Source organism: Gammaproteobacteria bacterium CG11_big_fil_rev_8_21_14_0_20_46_22 (assembly GCA_002796245.1).
In the GTDB taxonomy this organism is placed as follows: Bacteria; Pseudomonadota; Gammaproteobacteria; order UBA12402; family UBA12402; genus 1-14-0-20-46-22.
Window position 1 is genome coordinate 1,335 of record PCWT01000002.1, and the last position, 1,534, is coordinate 2,868.

Below are 1,534 nucleotides of genomic sequence, written 5' to 3' on the forward strand. Positions count from 1 at the left end.
TTTTTTTATGTCAGTATACAAGCTATGTAATTCTTAAGCACCATGACCTATGATGGACGACCAGAACATGGCTGCGCCGGCCGGAGCTGATGATAATGGCGCTCCGACCGGAGACGCTCCTGCTGCCGCTCCAGAAGCACCGGCAGAAGCTCCTGCTGCTACGCCAGAGGCACCGGCGGCTCCTGAGGCTCCGGCCGAGGGAAGTGACGCCCCAGCTGCGTAAGCAGACCTCTCAAAAGGACCCTGATTCAGTCGGGGTCCTTTGTATTCTTGCGATAAAAAAGCTCCTCATGGTGAGAGGAGTGTTTGATTCAGTGAGAGAGATAGGCACCGATAGCGCCGGCGTACTCTCCCCTCGGGGGGAAGGTCACCTCCACCGGAGTTTGATCCGCGCTTTCCAGTGTGACGAAAGGAGTGTACAACGCGAATACCTGCTGCAGGTATTCGAACCGAGTGACGGTCGATCCCAGGTAGACGACAAGCTTCGGCAAATCCGGACGAATCGTATACTGTACCATGAGATCTCGAACAATCGCGATCACCACTTCGTTCATGATCGTACGATACACGGCACCACGATCAAGTTTTTTTCCCTGTCGATACCCGGGATCGGCCTTGGTGAAGTGAGACGCCACGAAACGATAGCGTAGATCGGTGGCATCAAGTCCGAGCAGCTCCCCGAGCGAAAGGTCATAATCATACGGTCTTTTCCCGGCGACGACACCTCTCAGCGTCGTATCATCCAGTCGAGACTTCCGGTTGATGATTTTCGCATCGGGTTCACCCAGCAAACAGGCAAGACCATAGATATGTCCGCCACCGAGTGGATTGCCGATACAGAGCTGTTCCCCCTGACCCTCCGCACGCAAAAGCGTATACGAGGTTCCACTCCCGACGGAGACGAGGATCATGTCCTCCGGAACACCGAGGAGATGCCTTGCACCGACTACTTGGAGATCGAGCTCCCGTGAGACATCGTCCGCCGCTTCATGCTGTTTCGGCCAGGATAGGCCAAACCCGATGGCGTGCGGCAGAAGATGCTTGCCATTACCCGTGATCGCGAGATTGACCACCCCAGCACGTCTCAATCGCTCGAGAATCTGGGGAAGAGATCGATCAGCGGTAGAGGTAAAACGATCTTCACCACCCTCCCGCCAATAGAACTTCGTCAGTGTACTTCCACAATCAACACCTACCTTCATCGTTAGCTCCTTTCTCGCATATCCTACCCGGCTCACGATTACCTGTCAACCAAAAGAGCTCCGACTAAGTCGGAGCTCTTTTTGTGCGTATTATATTGGGGCTTATGCAACGATTTTGACGTTCACAGCCTTTGGTCCGCGGTCTGACTCCTCAGCATCGAACTCGACATTCATCCCTTCACGCAGCTCCTCGAAGGTCATCCCTTCGACCGCTGAACCGTGGAAGAACACATCCTTGTCCATTTCCGCTGTTTCGATAAATCCGAAGAATTTATCCGAAACTATACGCTTGATAGTACCTCGCATGGTAGAATCAAAAGTGAATTAACTCA

At 53.4% G+C, this 1,534-nt stretch carries 2 protein-coding genes and 1 pseudogene; 1 reads left to right on the plus strand and 2 read right to left on the minus strand.

Annotation, left to right across the window (positions count from 1 at the left end):
- Positions 1-115 precede the first annotated feature (115 nt).
- Positions 116-220 (plus strand): annotated as a pseudogene (locus COV52_00055) (cytochrome B5).
- Positions 221-311: 91 nt separating this feature from the next.
- Here the strand turns inward: COV52_00055 and COV52_00060 are convergent.
- Together COV52_00060 and COV52_00065 are read right to left on the minus strand one after the other, a co-directional pair.
- Entirely contained in the window at positions 312-1,202 is an 891-nt protein-coding gene (locus tag COV52_00060) for a hypothetical protein (GenBank protein ID PIR12186.1), read from the minus strand.
- Positions 1,203-1,304: 102 nt separating this feature from the next.
- Positions 1,305-1,508, minus strand: coding sequence for a cold-shock protein (locus tag COV52_00065; GenBank protein ID PIR12187.1), 204 nt, complete (start codon positions 1,506-1,508; stop codon positions 1,305-1,307).
- Between the last annotated feature and the right edge of the window lie 26 nt (positions 1,509-1,534).